The sequence below is a fragment of the Candidatus Flexicrinis affinis genome, assembly GCA_016716525.1.
In the GTDB taxonomy this organism is placed as follows: Bacteria; Chloroflexota; Anaerolineae; order Aggregatilineales; family Phototrophicaceae; genus Flexicrinis; species Flexicrinis affinis.
On sequence record JADJWE010000009.1, the window covers coordinates 526,072 to 544,143 of the forward strand.

The following is an 18,072-nucleotide window of genomic DNA, read 5'->3' on the forward strand; positions in this document are numbered from 1 at the left end:
TCCTCGGTACGTTCGCCTCAGATCCGGCGAGGTGCCGGCTTTGGTCCGCGCATGCGCCCATGAACGATACTCATGGGCGCATGCCGCGGGTTGGACGATTAGCCGGCGATATCCCAGTTGTGGGCGTTCCAGAACGGGTACGCGGCGTTGATTTCGGCGTTCAGCAGGCGCGGGTTGTGGATCCACACGTCGGCGTCGTGCCAGATGCCGATCCAGATCACTTCGTCGTGCATGATCTGGTCGATCTGATGGAACAGGTCGACACGCGCGGCCGTGTCGGTCGTAGCGGCCTGCTGGCGGAACAGCGCGTCGAGTTCCTCGTTGCAGTAGTAGTTGTCGTTGCTGCCGGTCGGGTTCTCGTCGCTGGGGATTTCCGAGCACAGCCACCGCGACGTATCCGGGTCAGGGAAGGCCGGATTGGTCGACAGCTCGGCAATGTCGTATTCGCCAGTGCTGATCGGGCCGCCGCTGGCGTAGTCGTTGAAGTAAACGTCGCTCGGGTAGTTGATCAGCTCGGTGCCGACGCCGATCTGCAAAAGTTGCTGCTGAGCCAGCGCCTGCAAGTCCATGCGGATGCCGCGGGTGTTAGTGATAAAGCGCAGCACCAACTCGACGCCGTCCTTGTCACGCGTGCCGTCGCCGTTGCTGTCGACCCAGCCTGCGTCATCAAGCAGGGCCGCCGCCGCTTCCGGATCGTACGGCCACGGCTCGATGTCCGGGTTGTCGTACGGGGTGTTTTCCCAGAAGCCGGACGGAACGAACGTCGCGCCGTAGTTCAGGTCTTCGTTGAAGCTGAAGCGGTCGAAGCCCAGCGCCAGCGCCTGACGCACGCGCACGTCCTGAAGCGCAGGATGGCCGCGCTCGGCGCTCATGTTCAGATACCAGCCTTCGTTGTAGCCGGACGGCAGGATTTCGACGTTCAGGCCGGCTTCTTCGAGCACCGGCACGTCACTAAAGGCGACGAATGTGCCAACGTCGGCATCGCCTGCGACCAAGCCAGCGACGTACGTCACGTCGTCAGGGACGAAAGTGACGACCATCGTGTCGAGGATGGGGCGGCCGAGCGCGAAGCTCTCGTTGGCGGCAAAGCGCATAAACGAGCCGACCGCCCACTCTTCGAACACAAATGGGCCGCTGCTGACGGTCGGGTTACGGTTGAAGTCGGCACTGTCGAGCGTGCCTTCGGCGTCGAACACCGGCTGAAGCACGTGCTGTGGAAGCACCGACGTGAACAGCGTGGCCTGCCACGGCGCGTACGGCTCGGCAAACTCGAGCACGACGGTAGATGCGTCGGGGGCTGAATAGCTGTTGAGCAAGTCGTACGGGTTGCGCGAGTTGACGGCGTTGGCATCGTTCATGATCATGTCGATCGTGAAGATGAAGTCGGCGCTGTCGAGCGGATCGCCATCCGACCACGTCAAGCCTTCCTTGAGCTTGAGCGTGAAGGTCGTGCCGTCCTCGCTGATGCCACCGTTTTCGGCGGATGGCATTTCGGTGACCAGCACTGGGAACGCGTTCAGATCCTTGTCGAACGTCCACGCGGGGGAAATATAAAGCTGGTACGTGTAGAAACCGAATGTCATCGAGGTATACAGCGGGCTGAGGGAGTCAGGCTCCTGCAGCCAGCTTACGGTAACCGATTTGCCCTGTGCCTTCAGCGGGACTACGGCGAATACCGCAATCAACGCCAGAAGCAGAACGACGCGAACGATGCGCATGCTCTGTCACTCCTGATCCAATCGGACTGCTCAGCGGAACGGGCAAAATCGGTTCGTCCCGTACCGTGCCGTAGACTATAGCGCGCGTTGACTCGTTTGCAACACGTTACAGACCACGTTGGGTTAGCGCCTGGAAACCTGATGGATTTCTGACACAGATCGCGGCGGGTTCGGTACACTACGTGCCGGATGAGGAGGGGGATATGACGCATCCGTTTTTGCGCAGGGACTGGTTCATCGCGGCTCTGGCCGCTGTCATCGCGGCAGTCGTGATCGTGTACATGCTGGTGCCGCGGCCGACGTACCTCGACTCGTACTATCACTACAACGCGGCGGCGCGCCTCGCCCAAGGCGACGGTCTGACGGACATGGCGCTGTGGACGCATCTCGGCCTGCCTCCTGAGCTGGTGCTGCCGGCCACGGTGACTCCGTCGCACCTGTACTGGATGCCGATGAGCGCGCTACTCTCCGGCGTGTCGATGGCCGTGTTTGGCGTGTCGATGGACGCCGCGCAGATCCCGATGGCGGTGTGTTTTGCCGGCGCGCTGCTGGTCGCGGTGCTGGCCGGGGGATGGGTCACACAGACGCGGCGCGGGACGTGGCTGGCGCTGGCGCTGGCGATACTGTCCGGCGGGTTCGTTGACGTCTGGGGCGAGATCGACACGTTTGCGCCGTACGCGTTGTTCGGCGGGCTGGCGCTGGCGGCAATGATCGCCGCCCGTGAACGGGGGCGGGTGTGGCTGTGGGCTGCGGCGGGCGTGCTGGGCGGGTTGGGTCACCTCACACGCTCGGACGGCCTGCTGCTGCCGATCGTTGGCGTGCTGGCCGCGCTGAGCGCCCCACGCGGGCGATATGTGTCTGCCGCGGCGGTTGCCGTCGGATACCTGCTGACGATGGCGCCGTGGTTCGTGCGCATGCTTGATGTCGTCGGCGCGCCACTGCCGTTGGGCGGGTTGCAGACTGCGTATATGACCGATTACGCGCAGATCTTCACCTATCCGTGGCGGACGTTAAGCCTCGGCGACGTGGGCATCGGGCCGCTGCTGCAATCGCGGGTCGAACCGCTGCTGATCAACTTCGGCGTTTTTGCGGTCGCGCAAGGCAATCTGCTGCTGTGGCCGTTCATGCTGTGGGGGCTGTTCCGCGCCAACCGGCATTTACTGATCACGGTCGGGTTGTTCGCGCTGGGGCTGCACGCCGCGATGACGTTCGTGTTTGCGTGGCCGGGCGCGCGCGGCGGGCTCTTTCACGGCGCGGCGGCGCTCATCCCGTGGTGGGCCGCGCTGACGGCATACAGTGTCGACGCGCTCGCGCGCAGGCTGAGCCGCCGGCGGCCCCGCCGCCGTACGCTGAATTGGGTCGCCGTCACCGCGATTATCCTGTTGATCGCCGGCTTTATGACCGCGCTGTCCGTCCGCCGCGCATCGAGCGACGCGCCGCCGTATATCGAGGCGATCCGGCCGTATGTGATGCCGGGCGACCGGGTTGCGTCGGTCGATCCGCCAGAGGTCGCCTACTGGCTCGGGGCCGGTGGCGTTGTGCTGCCGTATGCGGCGCCTGACGTGCTGGCGCAATTGGCCGAGGACTTCGACCTCGATCTGCTGATCGTGACTGGCGTGGAGGTCGGCTCCGACGGCCCAACTTCCAGCGCGCTGCCGGAACCGCTACGTCCGATGTTGGCCGCGCTGCCGCCGTCACTGACTCTGGAAGCGGACCTGGGCGCGACGCACGTTTACCGCTTCGTGCGCTGATCGCTACGGAGTGTAGGTCTGAATCCGCTGGCCCGGCACGCGTTGGGCGAGGCGCTGCATCTGGCGGCTGACGTTGGCGATCACGTCGTCCACGTCGATGGTCAGAAGCTGCCGGTCGCGCATCACCACTTGTCCGTCGATGACGGTATGCACGACATCGGACGCCATCGCGCTGTAGACGAGGCTGGTCGTGACGCTGTGCAGCGGCTGATGATGCAGGCCGGACGTATCGACCACGATAAGGTCGGCCAGATAGCCGGCGGCCACCGCGCCGACGCGCCCTCCGAGTCCAACGACGTTCGCCGACTCGTGCGTTGCGATTGCCAGCGCTTCGGGGATGGTTAGCACCTCCGGATCGAGCGCGCGGTCTTTCTGAAGCATTGCGGTCAGGCGCATCGCTTCCCACAGGTCGAGCGTGTTGTTGCTGACGACGCCGTCGGTTGCCAGCCCGACTGGAATACCGACGGCGCGCAGGTCGCGCACCGGCGTGACATCCATGCCGAGCTTGAGGTACGTTTTGGGCGCGGTCGCCACGCCGACGTTGGCGGAGGCCATGCGCTCGACGTCGTCCGGCGTCACGCCGCAGGCGTGCGCAATGATCGTGCCGGCCGCGAGTAAGCCGGTCTGCTCCAGCACTTCGATCGGCGTGATGCCGCGCTTAGCGAGGCTGGCTTCGGTCTGTTCACGGACTTCGGAGGCATGGATGTGGACCCGCACGCCGTGGCGCTTTGCGATACGGCCCGAGGCGGCGAGGAACGCGTCGTCGCAGGTGTACGGCGCGTGCGGGGCGACCATGGTCGTGATTCGCCCGTTGGCCGCGCCTTGCCACTCGCGGATAAACGTGTCGGTCTGGTCGAGCGCAGGCTGGCCGAGGCTGCCGAACATCGCCCAACCCAATACGCCGCGCATGCCGATCCGATCGATGGCCTCGCCGCCGCGATCCATGTGGAAGTAGTGGTCGGCGACGGTCGTGATGCCGGCGCGGATCATCTCGGCAGCGCCGAGCAGCATGCCCCAGTACACGTCCTCGGCGACAAGGTTGCTTTCCAATGGCCAGATGAACTCGTTGAACCAGCGGTCGATACTGACGTCCTCGGCGAGCCCGCGAAACAGCACCATCGGCACGTGCGCATGGCAGTTGACGAACCCCGGCATGACGACCTTGCCGGTGGCGTCGATGACTGTACGGAAGTGGGACGGGTCGGCCATCCGCGCAGGCTGAACGGCTTCGATGCGCTGGCCGCGCACGAGCACGTCATGGCGCCAGAGGATGTCGGCGTGCTTTCCGTCAGGCGATACTGACAGCACATTTCCGTTGGCGATCAAGAGGTCGTTCATGGGACTCCGCAGTGGGTGATGGCACGGGTTGATAGGCGTGCCAGTGTAACGCGGCATGCTGCGGTGTCACAGTCCAATGCGGGCTCAGCGGATGATCTCCAGCCAAAGCACGCCGAACGCAATCGTCAGCAGCGTCACCGGCACGCCGACCCTCAGAAAAGGCATGAAGCCCAACGATTCGCGCATGCCGCGCGCCACTTCCGCGACGATCAGCGTCGCCGCAGAGCCGAGCAGTGTCAGGTTGCCGGCCAGCGTGGACGCCATCGCCAGCGTGAGCCACGCGTGGCGTGCATCGGGCAGTGCGGCGACTTCGGGTCGCATCAGCAGCACCGCCGGCACGTTCGAGACGAGGTTGCTCAATACGCCGGTCGTCAGCGTCAGCGGGACTGTGCCGCCTTCGATCAGCGGGCGCAGCGCGCCAAACACGACCTCGCCCAGTCCGGCCGACTCTATGGCGCCGGTGACGACGAACAGACCGGCGAAGAACGCTAGCAGTTCCCAGTCGAGCGCGAGCAGCTTGGCCGGGCGCAGGCGCGAGATCAGTAGCAAGCCCGCTGCGGCGCAGGCGGCGGTCACGACGCTCACGCCGATCAGGAACAGCACAAACAGCAGGACGACGATCGCCAGTACGCGGTTGAGCAGCGGCGTATACGGCCGGGGAGGGGGCAGTTCGGCGGCGGCAAGCGTCCCGCGGAATTCGTCGCGGAACATCACGACGATCACCGCCCAACTGATCGCCAGACCGACCAGCGCCACGGGCGTAAGCGCGGAGGCGAAGTCAAGATAGCCGATGCCGCTGGCCTGCCCGATGATGACGTTTTGCGGGTTGCCGGTGATGGTCGCCACCGACCCGACGTTGGCGGCGACACCTATGCCGATCAGGTACGGCAGCGGGCGACGACCGAAGCGCCGCACGATGTCGATGGCCAGCGGGGTGACCATCAGGCAGATGGGGTCGTTGAGGAAAAACGCAGACAGCACGCCGGACGCGCCGATCACCAGCGCGAGCAGCATGGCCGGAGTCCGTGCCAGGCGAAGGGTCCGGCTTGCCACGAAACGGAAGAACCCCGCCAGCCGCAAATGGACGTTGATGACCATCATCGCGCCGAGCAGCAGAATGGTGCCGAGGTCGATCGCGCCTAGCGCATCCTGTTCGCTGATGGCCCCGATCAGCACCAGAACGACCGACGCGACGAGCGCGATGGTGGCGCGATTCATGGCGAGCCGCGGCACGCTCCCGACCGCGATTGCCGCATACGCTGCTGTCACCACGATCAACGTGACGATCTGAAGGGTGCTAATGGGGAGCCTCCACAGGTGCGGTCGGAGCACGGGCGGCGATCAGTAGCGAGGTGCGTGACGTTGACGCAAGGGACGGAAAACGACGAAGGCGCTCGGTGTGATACGAGCGCCTTCGCGGGACTGCGAACTGGCTGGTCCTACTTGAACTTCTTGCGCAGGCCGGGCGGCAGAGCGCCGGGTGTGACGCTCACGCCCTGACACTTGCGGCGCCAGCCATGCGCGGGCGCCCACGGCGGCGGCGGATTGCCGCACTCGCCATCGTCGCGGTAGACATCGTCGGGGAAGTCACCGATGTAAATATCGACATCGACGACGATGATGATCACCGCAATGATGATCCCGCCGTCGCCGGACGTGCCGTCGATGCGGACGATGTCACCGATACGGATCACCGTCAGCATCGGGTCGTCAGGGTCGAGTTCAATTGAAATGCCGAAGATGATGATGATGTTTCCGTCGATGGCCTCGATCGGCCCTTCGATGATGATGACGATGTCGTCGTCGGCCTCGGAGACGACGAAGTGCGCCTCGTCGCTTGCGGTGACCGGAGTGTCGCCAGCCATCGCGGTTACGGTGGCGATGTTCACCTGCTGGCCTTCGTCCTCAGGCGAAATCGGGCCGACGACGCACTCGAAGCTCAACCCGGGCGGCAGTTCGGCAGGGATGACGCACGACTCGAGGCTGACCATGCTGTCGGATAGCACGATGTCGGTGAGCGTCTCGGTCCCGTCGTTGGTGACGATGATGCGGAACTGCACCTCGGACTCGGTAGTCACGGCGAGGCCGGGTTCATTGTCCGCCGAGAACCACGCGCCGCCCACGCCGACGAGCTTCTCGATCCGGACCAGCGCGATGGAGCCAGCGAACGCATACGCCGAGTCGGTCGCGGTCAGCGTGGTTCCATTCGCCTGCGCGGTGACCAGCACGGTGTTGACGGTTTGGCCGTCCGCGGCGGCGATCGGACCCAGCACGCATTCGGTCAGCTCGTCAGGTTCGAGCGATTCGGGCAGCGTGCAGGTCGACGCGTCCAGCAGCGTGTCGACCAACGACAGCCCGGTGACAGTCTCATCGCCGGTGTTTGCGATTTGGATCAAGTAGGAGAGCGGGTCGCCCGCAGACACGATCAGTCCCGGCGCGATTTGGGCGTCGTGCCACGTCGTGCCGCCATCCGACGAGACGGACTTGACGACGCTGATCTCGGCGGTCGAGTCGTCCTGTGCGGCGGTGATGCCGACCAGCAGTGCCCCAGTCGCCATAACCAACATGATACGCATGAGAATTCGGATCATTGCGATACTCCTAACGTGCCGTGTCGCTAAGGGCCGGCATGTCTTGAATGATACGTGTTACACCGTTGAGCCAACGTGAATGTTTCAACAAAAGCGATCACGCGTTGGGGGCACCGGAGTCCGTCTCGCCGCTTGACAGCACAACCTCAGCGTCCGTATCATGGTTCCAACAGCGTTGCGGGGGACAGTCCGCGCGCGCACTGACTCGCCAGAGAGCGACCGTCACAGGCTGAAAGCGGTCGCGGAGGCAGGCGCGGAATTCACCCCCAAAGTGGACGGCCCGTCCGTCCTATCGCTGGCTCGTTGAACGAGAGTTATCAGTCGTCAGAAATCAGTTGTCGGGGCAGAGCCTAATCCGGTTCGTTGGGCACTGACGACTGACCACTGATAACTGTCAACTAGACAAGCCCGGTTTGCCCGCCGTTATCGGGGCCAATGAGTGGGGCGCGGTGCAAAAGCCGCGGCCAATCAGGGTGGTACCGCGAGCGACACACATGACACGCTCGTCCCTGCTTGCACGTGAATCGTCGGCCGGGGCGGGCGTTTTCGTTTTCCCTCCGCCGTCCGGCGATTTCAACCGCTCGATTGAGGAGGGTTCATGCTGGAGAAACTAGAGTCGGTACACCAGCAGGCGCAAGCCGAGCTGGCCGAGGTGCGCGACAGCGCCGCGCTGACGGCGTGGAAGTCGCGTTACATCGGAGGAAAGGGCGCGGTCAGCCAACTGCTGCGCGGGATCGGCGGACTGGCTGCCGAGGAGCGCCCGGTGTTTGGCAAGCGCGCCAACGAAGTCATGGCGGCGCTCGACGAGGCGTATGCCGCGCGCGAACTGCTCGTACAGGACATCGAGATGGCCGCCGATCTGGAAGGCGGGGCGCTGGATGTCACGCTGCCGGGGCGCCAGCCCGCGATGGGGCGGCTTCACCCGTCCACGCAGACGCTGCGCCGCTTCAACGAAATCTGGGCGGAGATGGGCTTCAGCGTGTACCGCAGCCGCGACGTCGAAACCGACGACATGAACTTCACGCTGCTCAACTTCCCGCCGCACCATCCGGCGCGCGACATGCAGGACACGTTCTACACGACCGATCCCGACGTCATCCTGCGCACGCACACGTCGGCTGGGCAAATCCGCGCGATGCACGAGCTGGGCGGCGGCGGCACCAAGCCGATCCGTGTCGTGCTGCCGGGCATGTGCTACCGTTTCGAGCAGATTACCAACCGCAGCGAGGCACAGTTCTATCAGGTCGAAGGCATCGCCGTCGGCCGCAACATCACCATGAGCGATCTCAAGGGCACGGTGGCCGAGTTCGCCCGCAAGATGTACTCGCCGGACGCCAAAGTGCGCTACCGCGCGTCGTACTTCCCGTTCACCGAGCCGAGCATGGAGATCGACATCGAGTGCTTCCTGTGCGGCGGCGAAGGGTGCAGCGTGTGCAAGTACACGGGCTGGCTTGAGATCGCCGGCAGCGGCATGATTCACCCGGTTGTGCTGCGCAACGGCGGTTACGATCCGGCGGAGTGGTCGGGCTTCGCATTCGGTATGGGGCCGGAGCGCATCGCCATGCTCAAGCACGGCATCACCGACATCCGCAACTTCTGGGCCAACGACTCGCGCTTCCTCGAACAGTTCTAGGGGCTGACGACATGCAGATACCACTTTCATGGCTGAAGGAACTGGTCGACATCGACGTGCCGGCCGAGGTGTTGGCCGACCGCCTGACGAAGGCCGGCATCGAGGCGACGCTGACGTACATCGGCGTCCCGCAGCAGCACATCCCCGGCATTCAGGTCCCTCCGAGCGACCATTTGGTGTGGGACCGCGAGCGCATCAAGCTGGCGCGCATCCTCGAAGTCAAGCCGCACCCCGACGCCGACCGCCTCGTGTTGGCGATTGTCGACTACGGCTCGGCGGAGCCGGAACAGTGCGTCACCGGCGCGCCGAACCTGTTCGAGTACAAGGGCATCGGCCCGCTGCAAGCGCCGCTGTGGACGATCATCGCGCTGGAAGGCGCGGAAGTTTGGGACGGCCACAGCGACACCCCCAAGCGGATGATCCTCAAGGGCCGCCCGCTGCGCGGCATCTATAACAAATCGATGGTGTGCAGCGAGAAGGAACTCGGCATCAGCGACGAGCACGAGGGCGTGATCCTCATGCATGAAGACCCTGGCAAGCCGGTCGGGACACCGCTGCAAGATGTGTTCGGCGACGTGGTGCTCACAGTCGAACTCACGCCGAACTTGGCGCGCTGCTACAGCGTAGTCGGCGTCGCCCGCGAGATTTCGGCACTGCTGGACAAGCCGCTGCGCGCGCCCAGCACGCACGTGATGATGGCGGGGCCGGACATCGCCCAATCGGTGAAAATCCTGATCGAGGACGCCGAACTCAACCCGCGCTTCACCGCCGCGCTGCTGATGGGCACGACCATTCGTCCGTCACCGGAGTGGCTGCAGCGGCGTCTAAAGCTGATTGGCCAACGTCCGATTAGCAACATCGTCGACGTGACCAACTACGTGATGTTCGAAAGCGGTCAGCCGCTGCACGCGTTCGACTACGACAAGCTGGTCGAACGCGCGGGCGGTGCCGTCCCGACGATCATCACGCGGCGGGCGCGCCCCGGCGAAACGCTGGAAACGCTCGACGGGCAGGTGCGCAAGCTGACGACCGACAACGAACTCGTCTGCGACACGGCGGGCGTGCTCGGCCTTGCCGGCGTCATGGGCGGCGCCGAAACGGAGATCAGCGACGGCACGACCAACGTGCTGCTCGAAGCGGCCAACTGGTACTTCATCAACATCCGGCGCACGATGCAGCAGCACAAGGTGTTCACTGAAGCTGGCACCCGCTTCAGTCGCGGCGTGCATCAAGCACAGGCGGAGATCGGCGTCCGGCGCGGCATCGAACTGATGCGGCAGCTCGGCGGCGGAACCGTCAGCAGCGGGTTGGTGGACGTGGTCGCCAAGCCGGCGCCGCATATCGCCATCACGCTGTACGAGACGGAGATTAAGCGCCTGACCGGCATGGCGGTCAGCATCAAGCAGGCGGCCGACATCCTCGCGCGGCTGCAGTTCGACGTCACGCTGCGCGCCGACTCGCTGGTCGCGGTCGTGCCCGATCACCGCACCGACATCAGCGACGACTCGGTGATCGGCCAAGCCGACCTGATCGAGGAGATCGCGCGGATTATCGGCCTCGATAACCTGCCAACGACGCTGATGGACGAGACGCTGCCCGAGCAGTGGTCGAACGTGTCACTTGACCGCGAAGAGCAGGTGCGCGACGTACTGGTGGCGCTCGGATTGCAGGAGAACATCACGCATCGGTTCACCACGCCGGAAGCGGAAGCGCTTCTCGTCCCGCGGGGCGGGTCGGGTCATGCTGGACTGAATGTGCCGAATGGCGCCGGCTACGTGCGGATCGCGAACCCGATTCAGCCCGACAAGACGGTGCTGCGCCACTCCCTTCTACCCAACATGCTGAATGCCGTGCGCAGCAACTTGCGCCACACGTCGCATCAGGCGGTGTTCGAGATCGGGTCGGCCTACTTCCGCATCGAAGGGCAGCAGCTTCCCGACGAGCCGAGCCGGCTGGCGATCGTTCTGGCCGGCCCGCGCCAGCCCGATCACTTCTCGCGACAGGAGGCGCCACCGGCCGATTTCTACGACATCAAAGGCGTCGTAGAGGGACTGCTGCGCGGCTTGCACATTCCGGCGTGGTCGCTCAAGGCGCAGGGCGGACCGTCGCTGCACCCGGGCCGGTCGGCGACCATCACGATCGACGGTGACGTAGTCGGGCATTTCGGCGAGCTGCACCCGCTGGTGGTGCGGGCTTTCGAACTGCCAGCCGACGTGCCGGTTATGGCCGGCGAGTTCGACCTCGAACGGATCCAAAAGGCCGTTCAGGCGCTGTACCGCACGTCGGCGGTGCCGACGACTCCGCCGGTGTACGAGGACATCGCGCTGATCGTGCGCGATTCGGTGCCTGCCGGCGATCTGCATGCGCTGATCGAGCAGTCCGGCGGCGATCTGCTGCGGTCGGTGCGGCTGTTCGACGTGTACACCGGGGCCAGCGTGCCGCAAGGTCACAAGAGCTTGGCGTTCAGCCTCGTGTATCAGGCCGAAGACCGTACGCTGTCCGACGCCGAAGTAGCGGCGGTCCGCAAGAAGATCGTCAAAGCGGCGCAGAAGGCGTTCGACGCGCAGCTTCGAGGGTAGAGAGAGGGAAAAGGGGAAGGGGGAAGGGGAAAGGGAACCTCGCCCCCTTCGTTTCCCCTGCGAACCTCACCCCTGGGCCCTCATACGGACCTCACCCCCGGCCCCTCTCCCGAGGAGAGGGGAGAACGATAGGCGTGACATCGCGGTTACTGCTGCTGCTCCGCCTTGCCAAAAAGTGTTACCCATGTCTCCGAACGCTGTGTTACCTATGTCCCCGGTCTTTACGCCGGAAGAGGGGAGAACCACACGCGCAGCATCCTAAAGCCCCTCTCCTCGGGTGACGGGTTTGGGGTGAGGTGCATCGCTAACGGGCGGCGGAGCGCCTTGACGCGGGGTGAGGCCGGGCAAGGCGGGCGAGCCAGCGGCTCGCCCCTACAACCCTTGTTGTTGGTATACGCTGACACCCCGATTCCTGACAACTGACCACTGTCCTCTGACAACTGTCTCCTGATCACTTCCCCTCGGCAATCGCCTTGATCCACGGCAGGTGTTCTTCGTAGTGCTCGTAGGTGGCGATGCGGAACCAGTGTGCGACCGGAACCTCGATCGTGCTGTCCGGCTGATAGTGCCGATAGGGGAGCATCAAGTCGTCGTCGGCCATCGCGGTAAGGCGATCGAGGACACGCTGCCGGCTTTCCGCAAATGCGGTCATCACGTCGTCCCATGAGCGATCACGATAGCGCCGCTGGATGACTGCGTTGACGGCGTCCCAGCCCGTTTCGTCGCTGCCGCTCCATGCCGCGTCCCACAGCTCGATCGGAACGCCCAGCACGTGCGGGCGCGACATGCCGTCGAGGAGCGCGGGTAGGCTGTCCTGCCACGCAGCGAGGTGCATCACGTGGTCCTTGACCGTCCACCCGGCGGCGTCGGTGCGTTGAGCGCGTTGGACGTCGGTGAGCTGCCCGAGGTACTGCTGCAGGAGGTTCCAATGGGTGTCGATCTGCCCGAGTATTGCTGCTTTCGTGTTGATGTCCGTCATGGCAGGCGCCCCGTTTATGGGTGGTATTGGTGCGAGATTGGATCCGAATCGTACGACGTTCCGTATAATCCGGGCAGGGGGAAACGGAGGAATCTCGTGATTGTTGTCAGCCACAAAGGCAACCAACTCATCGAAATCGTCGGTGTCGATACTGCGCTCGATCCCGCGATTCCCGTCACGTTTACACAGACGATCGTCGAACGCGATCGGCATACGCTGCTGATCTTCAATGCCGAGCGCAACCAATGGGAGATCCCCGGCGGCGGCCTTGAACCCGGTGAAACACTGGACGACTGCGCCGCCCGCGAGTTGTGGGAAGAGGCCAGTCAGGTGGTCGTGTCGCTGGAACGTATCGGATTCCTGCGTATCAAGCTGGTCACGCGCGGTGGCGTCGAGGTGTACGGCGCCATTTACGGCGCGTCGATCGGTGCGGTGCAGCCGTTCGTGCCCAGCGCCGAATGTTCGCGCATGATGTTGTGGGACGGTATTGCGCCACTGGATGGCGAGTTGGGTGCGTTCAGCCGTGCCATGCTGGCATGGTATGCCGGCCGGCTAGGCGGCTGATTCCGTCCGATCAACCCGGATAGCTGTCGACGATATCGCGCATCCACGGGATGTGTTCGACGTAGTGATCCGCCGTGTCGCCCATGATCCAGCGTACGACCGGATCGGTGCGCGCAGACGTTGGCTGATAGTGGTTGAACGGCTTGAAGAAGTCCTGATCGTCCATCTGCTCAAGGCGCGCACGTGCGCTCTCGTGGGTATCGTGCAGTCGCTGAAGCACTTCGTCCAGCGAGACATGCTGAAACCGCCGATGGAGTTCGGTGTTGACGGCTTCGTAGCCCTCGCGGTAAGTCTCCTCGGTCACTTCGAGGGCGGCGGCCAGCGAACGACTCTCTACCAGCGCGGGCACGGTCTGAAGCCAGATCACGATGTGAACGAGATGATCCTTGACCGTCCATCCGGCGGCATCGGTCGGCACCGTCATTTGCTCCTCGGTAAGTGGCTCAAGGAATGTCGTGAGCGCGGTCCATCCGCGGTCGATTGCGTCCAGCACGTCGGCTTTGCTTCTGGGATCGCTGTCGTTCATGGCTCTCTCTCCTTGACGTGCGCGGCATGTGCCGGCGATGACGATAGACGATGCGCCGCGATGGCACTCATCGCGGCGCGTGATCTCGAAGGTGATGCGTCAAGTTGCCCGATGGCTCCGAGCGACCGGGCGCGAATGCTGCCGAGCCGCTGGTCAGAGCGTCGGTTAGAACGGGTCCGGCGTCGACGTCGCGACCGGGTCGAACGGCAGCGGTGTGAACCCGGGTTCGGCGGGCTGAGACGTGAACGCAGGCGGGAAGGTTCCTGCCGGCGGGAACGTCTCGATCGGCGCAAAGGTCGGGAACTGCGTTGGGAGCAGCGTGGGCTGCGGCGTCGGCGTTGGATCGGGATTGTCGACGTTGAACGTCTGCGTGCGGATCATATAGCCGCCCTCGTTGCTGAAGGCGATCAGACGCATCGTGTACGCGCCATCGGGCCGTCCGATCGTATCCCATGTCGCCAGTACCGCGCCCGGCACCGGTTCCTGCGTCTGCCTTGGGAATCCCGGCAGCAAGTCGAATGTCGACGATCCGGGCGCGGAGACCTCAAGCTGCCAGCGGTTGAAGTTGGCAGTGCCAGCAACTTGGCCGGTGATCTGCACGCTGCCCTGCACCGGCGATGTCGTCGGTCCGTTCAGTACGAGAGTCGGCACCTGCGTGTTGACGTCGCATTCGGCGGTCGGCGCGGCGGTGACCTCGGTCAGGCCCAGACGCTGGGCGAACGCTTGGCCCTGCGCGCTCTGCAGATAGGCGATGATGAACGGGTCGCTGCTGTTCAAGAAAGCCGCCTGAATTTGATCTTCAGGGGCATTGCAGTACTGGCTGACGCGCAGGCCTGTCCAGCTGTTGATGGTAACGCGCGCCACTGGCCCGAGCGCGACGGGCAGCGGTTGACGCGTCTGCGCGAAGTATTCGCTGCGTCCCGGTCCGGGGCAGATGCCCTGCTCGTAGACTGTTCCGGTCGCCGCGCAGATAGCCAGTACCGACATGTTGCCGGGGTCGGGGAACGGCCGTGGCTGACTCTGGCCGCTGATCCCCGCCAGCATCGTGCGCATGACGCTATTCCATAGCGGGGCCGCAGCCGTGAACCCGGTCTGGTTGGTGAAGACCACATTGCTGTCCGGCGTGCCGAGCCAAACACCGACGACGGCATTGGTCGTGAAGCCGAGCGTCCACAGGCTGGTGCGCGCCTGATTGGTGGACGCGACCGCGCCGACGAAGTTCTGGCTGGGCTGCCCTCCCAGCGTAAGGGCGCTGTTGCGCGGGAACATATTGGTGAACCGAGATAGGTCGTCGCTGAGGATGTTTTGCAGCAGGAAAGCGATCTGCGCAGGCAGGACGCGTTCTTCCGGCGGCTTGATCAATTCGGGCAGTTCGACCGTGACGCCATCGCTGTCGGTAATCCCGCCGATGATATAGACCGTCCGGCGCACGCCGCCGTTGGCGATGGTGCCGTATGCGGTCATCAGGTCGCGCAAGCGCACCGGCGTATTGCCGACCGCCGTGGGCAAGCCGAACACCGCATCGCTGTTGAACGAAATGCCCATCTTCTCGGCCATTGCGACGAACGCCGCATCGCCGTATTCCTGATAGATGCGCGTGGTGGCGGGCGCAAGCTGGTTGACGAGCGCCTCGCGCACGGTGATCGGGCCGTAGTACGCGCCGTTGATGTTCTGCGGCGAGAACGCGGGTTGTGCGCTAGTGCCGGGATACTGCGCCGGCACGTCCCAAGCCAGATGACCCGCGGTGGTGTAGTCGCCGAAGTCGACCGAGCCGTTGCCGTTGCGGTCGATGCCCTCGAAGGCGGTGGCGTACACGATCGGGGCGATGGCGCCGCCGGGCTGCAAATATTCGCGGGCGTAGTCGCGCTGGCCCTGAATGAGCGGGTCATCGTAGTTCGGGCTTCCGACGTACGCGCGCACTGCGCCGGTGGCCGGGTCCGTCCACATGACCGCGCCGACCGTGATGCCGGTCCCGTTCAACTCCTGCAGGCGGGCGCGCAGCAAGTCCTCGGCGAGGTTCTGCGCGGTGCTTTCCAGCGTCGTGCGCACCGTGAAGCCGCGGCGGTAAAGCTCTTGGCCGAAGACGGCCTCAAGCTGCTGGCGGACGAGATTGACGAAGTGCGGGTAGCGCGTGACCAGTTCGCGCGGCTCGTAGCGTTCTAGCTCGACGTTGGCCTTCTGGCGGACGACTTGCGGCGTGTTGAAGTCGGCCTCGCTGACGCACGTGCGCCCGCGGCCGGGAATATCCAGACAGCCGATGGCTGCCATACGCGCGAACACGTTTTCGATGGCCGGCTTGATGATGCCGGGGTTGGTGACCGGGTCGATGCCGGTCGGGTTTTCCATGATGGCGGCCAGCAGCGCGGCTTCCGGCAGGTTGAGGTCGGCAGCGGCTTTGTTGAAGTAGAAACGCGCGGCGGCCTCGGCCCCGAAGCTGTTGTTGCCGAACGAGAATTCGTTGAGGAAGAGTCCGAGGATGAAGTCTTTGCTGTAGCGCTGGCTCATCTCGCCCGCGACCACCACCAGATCGAGCGGGGTGCTGGCGCGCGGCTGTGCGGCGAGGACGAGATTCTCGCCGACCAGTTGGGTGATCGTGCGCTGCGGCTCGGCCGCGCTGCCGCCGAGGCTGCGGAACCACGTGCTGAGGGTCTTGCCGGTATCCCAGCCCGGGTCGGTGTAGAAGGTCGGGTTGCGCGTACTGATAACTGCGTGGATCAAGTACGGGTTGATCTGGTTAAGTTCGACCTCGCGCCGGTCGCCGCTGTTGGACAGCCGCGCGATCTCTCGCCCGGCGGCGTCCTGAATTACGACGGTCTGGAACTCCGGCGCATAGGCAGCCAATCCGGCGATCTGCGGTTCGTAGCTGCTGACGATTCCGCTGTACCACCCGTTTGCGAGGAACAGGATCAGCGCGCCGGCAATCAGGAACAGCGCGATGACCGCGACTAGGATCAACACGCCGGTGCGTGCGGCCGCGCTGCGCTGGCGCTGTTCTGCCTGATACGCCAGCTCGCCGACCGGCACCGCATCGATCTGCGGCGGCATCGTTTCGTCGATCGCCGATTCGATGCTTGCGCTGCTGCCGTAGCCCAACGACGATACGTCGGTGCGGACAGTCGCGCCCGGTTGGGTCACGCCTGCATCGAGCGTCTCGCGGTAGGCCGCCGGGCCGACGACCGTGCCGTCGAGATTAGTCGGCGCTTCGGATGGCAGCGGCGTATAGCCCGCGGACATGACGGTATCGCCCGGGCTGGACACTTCGACTTGCACGCCGCTGTCGGGCAGGTAGGGCAGGGTCGAGTCGTACACATCCGCGCCGAACCTGTCGGTCGACAGCGCGGCCCGTGCCGCCTCAGGCAGCGGCGGAATGGCCGGCACCCACTGCTCGTCGACGAACTTGTACCACTGCGCGTCGTCGGCGCCCATGCGCCACCAGATCTGATCGTCGTCCAAGATCATCCGGGCTTGCAGCTCGGCTTCAAACTGCTCGGCGTTGATGGTGTTCTGCTGATACAGCGTGCGCAGATGCGCGATCTCTTCCTGCTGCGTGGCGAATCGGCGCGCCAGCTCTTCGCGGCGCATGTCCGCGCTGGTCAGGCTCGGCGCCTCTTGCGCGGGTTCCGGCTCAGCTTCCGGCGCGAGGTAAGTCGTGCCGCCTTCCTTCGATGCGGCTTCGAGTTCGGCAAGTTTGCGGCGCGCGACCTCGGCGGGGTCTTCCACGCCTTCTGCGGCTGGCGCGTCCTCGGTCGTATCAGTTGAGGCCTCGTCGCCGGCGAGCATGTCCAGCGCCAACAACTCGGTACGGACGCCGGCTTCCTCCTCGTCTTCATCGTCCATCAAGGAGACCATCGAGAGCGCATCTTCAGGCGACAGCGGCGTCGAATCGAAAACCTCGACCGACTCGGCCGCAGTCTCCGGTTCGTCACCGGGCAAGGTCTGCAGCGCATCTTCGGGCGAGAGCGCCGGCGGCAGGTCTTCCGGGGCGACAGGCGTCGCGTCGGCCGGGGCGGTTTCAGGTTCGCCCGGCAGCACGATCAAGATCGCCTCGTCGGTCGGTGTTAGAGTCGTGTCGGCCGGGCGCGGGCGGTGCCAACCGCCGGGCGTGTCCGGCACTTCGGCCATGTCTTGAGGCAGCGCCGATACTTTCCAACCCTTGGCCTGCGCTTGTTCCTCAGGCGCCGGAGTCGTCCCCTCGTCGGGAGTGGTCCACCCGCGCTTGGCGTTCGAGTCGTCGGTGTAGGCATCAGACATGGGTAGCTGCCCCGAGGTTGCAAGCGAGAATAGGGCACGTCGGCCCGTGCCGTTAAGTATACTGCCTAGCACATCCCGCGCAAACGCGCGCACCCTGCGCTCACCGTTGTCGTTGGACTTTTGCCGCGCGGTGTGACACAAT

The 18,072-nt window shown here is 64.7% G+C and carries 11 protein-coding genes; 4 read left to right on the top strand and 7 right to left on the bottom strand.

Annotation, left to right across the window (positions count from 1 at the left end):
- Positions 1–98: 98 nt before the first annotated feature.
- Entirely contained in the window at positions 99–1,718 is a 1,620-nt protein-coding gene (locus IPM16_21505; protein MBK9125681.1) for a peptide ABC transporter substrate-binding protein, read from the bottom strand.
- Between the two features lie 203 nt (positions 1,719–1,921).
- On the opposite strand from IPM16_21505, the gene IPM16_21510 reads away from it, so the two are divergent.
- The gene (locus IPM16_21510; GenBank protein ID MBK9125682.1) at positions 1,922–3,469 is read left to right on the top strand and encodes a glycosyltransferase family 39 protein; all 1,548 of its coding nucleotides are present in this window, start codon (positions 1,922–1,924) and stop codon (positions 3,467–3,469) included.
- Positions 3,470–3,472: 3 nt separating this feature from the next.
- Here IPM16_21510 and IPM16_21515 read toward each other — a convergent pair whose 3' ends face one another.
- From IPM16_21515 to IPM16_21525, 3 genes are all read right to left on the bottom strand, one after another.
- The gene (locus IPM16_21515) at positions 3,473–4,807 is read right to left on the bottom strand and encodes an amidohydrolase (GenBank protein MBK9125683.1); all 1,335 of its coding nucleotides are present in this window, start codon (positions 4,805–4,807) and stop codon (positions 3,473–3,475) included.
- 84 nt (positions 4,808–4,891) lie between these two features.
- Entirely contained in the window at positions 4,892–6,109 is a 1,218-nt protein-coding gene (locus tag IPM16_21520; GenBank protein MBK9125684.1) for an anion transporter, read from the bottom strand.
- 137 nt (positions 6,110–6,246) lie between these two features.
- Positions 6,247–7,398, bottom strand: coding sequence for a hypothetical protein (locus IPM16_21525; protein ID MBK9125685.1), 1,152 nt, complete (start codon positions 7,396–7,398; stop codon positions 6,247–6,249).
- A 598-nt stretch (positions 7,399–7,996) separates the two neighbouring features.
- Between IPM16_21525 and pheS the strand changes: the two genes are divergently transcribed.
- Both pheS and IPM16_21535 read left to right on the top strand, forming a co-directional pair.
- Positions 7,997–9,031, top strand: coding sequence for a phenylalanine--tRNA ligase subunit alpha (pheS, locus tag IPM16_21530; GenBank protein MBK9125686.1), 1,035 nt, complete (start codon positions 7,997–7,999; stop codon positions 9,029–9,031).
- Positions 9,032–9,042: 11 nt separating this feature from the next.
- Positions 9,043–11,610, top strand: a complete 2,568-nt coding sequence (locus IPM16_21535; GenBank protein MBK9125687.1) for a phenylalanine--tRNA ligase subunit beta — start codon at positions 9,043–9,045, stop codon at positions 11,608–11,610.
- A gap of 451 nt (positions 11,611–12,061) precedes the next feature.
- On the opposite strand, the gene IPM16_21540 is transcribed toward IPM16_21535, so the two are convergent.
- A complete protein-coding gene (locus IPM16_21540) occupies positions 12,062–12,589 on the bottom strand; it encodes a ClbS/DfsB family four-helix bundle protein (GenBank protein MBK9125688.1) in 528 nt (175 codons plus the stop codon).
- A 96-nt stretch (positions 12,590–12,685) separates the two neighbouring features.
- Between IPM16_21540 and IPM16_21545 the strand changes: the two genes are divergently transcribed.
- Positions 12,686–13,153 (top strand): NUDIX domain-containing protein, encoded by a 468-nt coding sequence (locus IPM16_21545; protein MBK9125689.1) that lies wholly within the window; start codon positions 12,686–12,688, stop codon positions 13,151–13,153.
- Positions 13,154–13,163: 10 nt separating this feature from the next.
- Here the strand turns inward: IPM16_21545 and IPM16_21550 are convergent, their stop codons facing one another.
- Both IPM16_21550 and IPM16_21555 read right to left on the bottom strand, forming a co-directional pair.
- Complete coding sequence (locus tag IPM16_21550; protein MBK9125690.1) at positions 13,164–13,679, bottom strand: ClbS/DfsB family four-helix bundle protein; 516 nt, start codon at positions 13,677–13,679, stop codon at positions 13,164–13,166.
- A 165-nt stretch (positions 13,680–13,844) separates the two neighbouring features.
- The gene (locus IPM16_21555; GenBank protein MBK9125691.1) at positions 13,845–17,930 is read right to left on the bottom strand and encodes a transglycosylase domain-containing protein; all 4,086 of its coding nucleotides are present in this window, start codon (positions 17,928–17,930) and stop codon (positions 13,845–13,847) included.
- Positions 17,931–18,072 lie beyond the last annotated feature (142 nt).

Bases quoted from the DNA above. Each gene is read 5' to 3' on its own strand.
- IPM16_21535 (MBK9125687.1), top strand. From the start codon at position 9,043: ATGCAGATACCACTTTCATGGCTGAAGGAACTGGTCGACATCGACGTG.
- IPM16_21515 (MBK9125683.1), bottom strand. From the start codon at position 4,807: ATGAACGACCTCTTGATCGCCAACGGAAATGTGCTGTCAGTATCGCCT.
- IPM16_21505 (MBK9125681.1), bottom strand. From the start codon at position 1,718: ATGCGCATCGTTCGCGTCGTTCTGCTTCTGGCGTTGATTGCGGTATTC.
- IPM16_21510 (MBK9125682.1), top strand. From the start codon at position 1,922: ATGACGCATCCGTTTTTGCGCAGGGACTGGTTCATCGCGGCTCTGGCC.
- IPM16_21555 (MBK9125691.1), bottom strand. From the start codon at position 17,930: ATGTCTGATGCCTACACCGACGACTCGAACGCCAAGCGCGGGTGGACC.
- IPM16_21540 (MBK9125688.1), bottom strand. From the start codon at position 12,589: ATGACGGACATCAACACGAAAGCAGCAATACTCGGGCAGATCGACACC.
- IPM16_21525 (MBK9125685.1), bottom strand. From the start codon at position 7,398: ATGATCCGAATTCTCATGCGTATCATGTTGGTTATGGCGACTGGGGCA.
- pheS (MBK9125686.1), top strand. From the start codon at position 7,997: ATGCTGGAGAAACTAGAGTCGGTACACCAGCAGGCGCAAGCCGAGCTG.
- IPM16_21550 (MBK9125690.1), bottom strand. From the start codon at position 13,679: ATGAACGACAGCGATCCCAGAAGCAAAGCCGACGTGCTGGACGCAATC.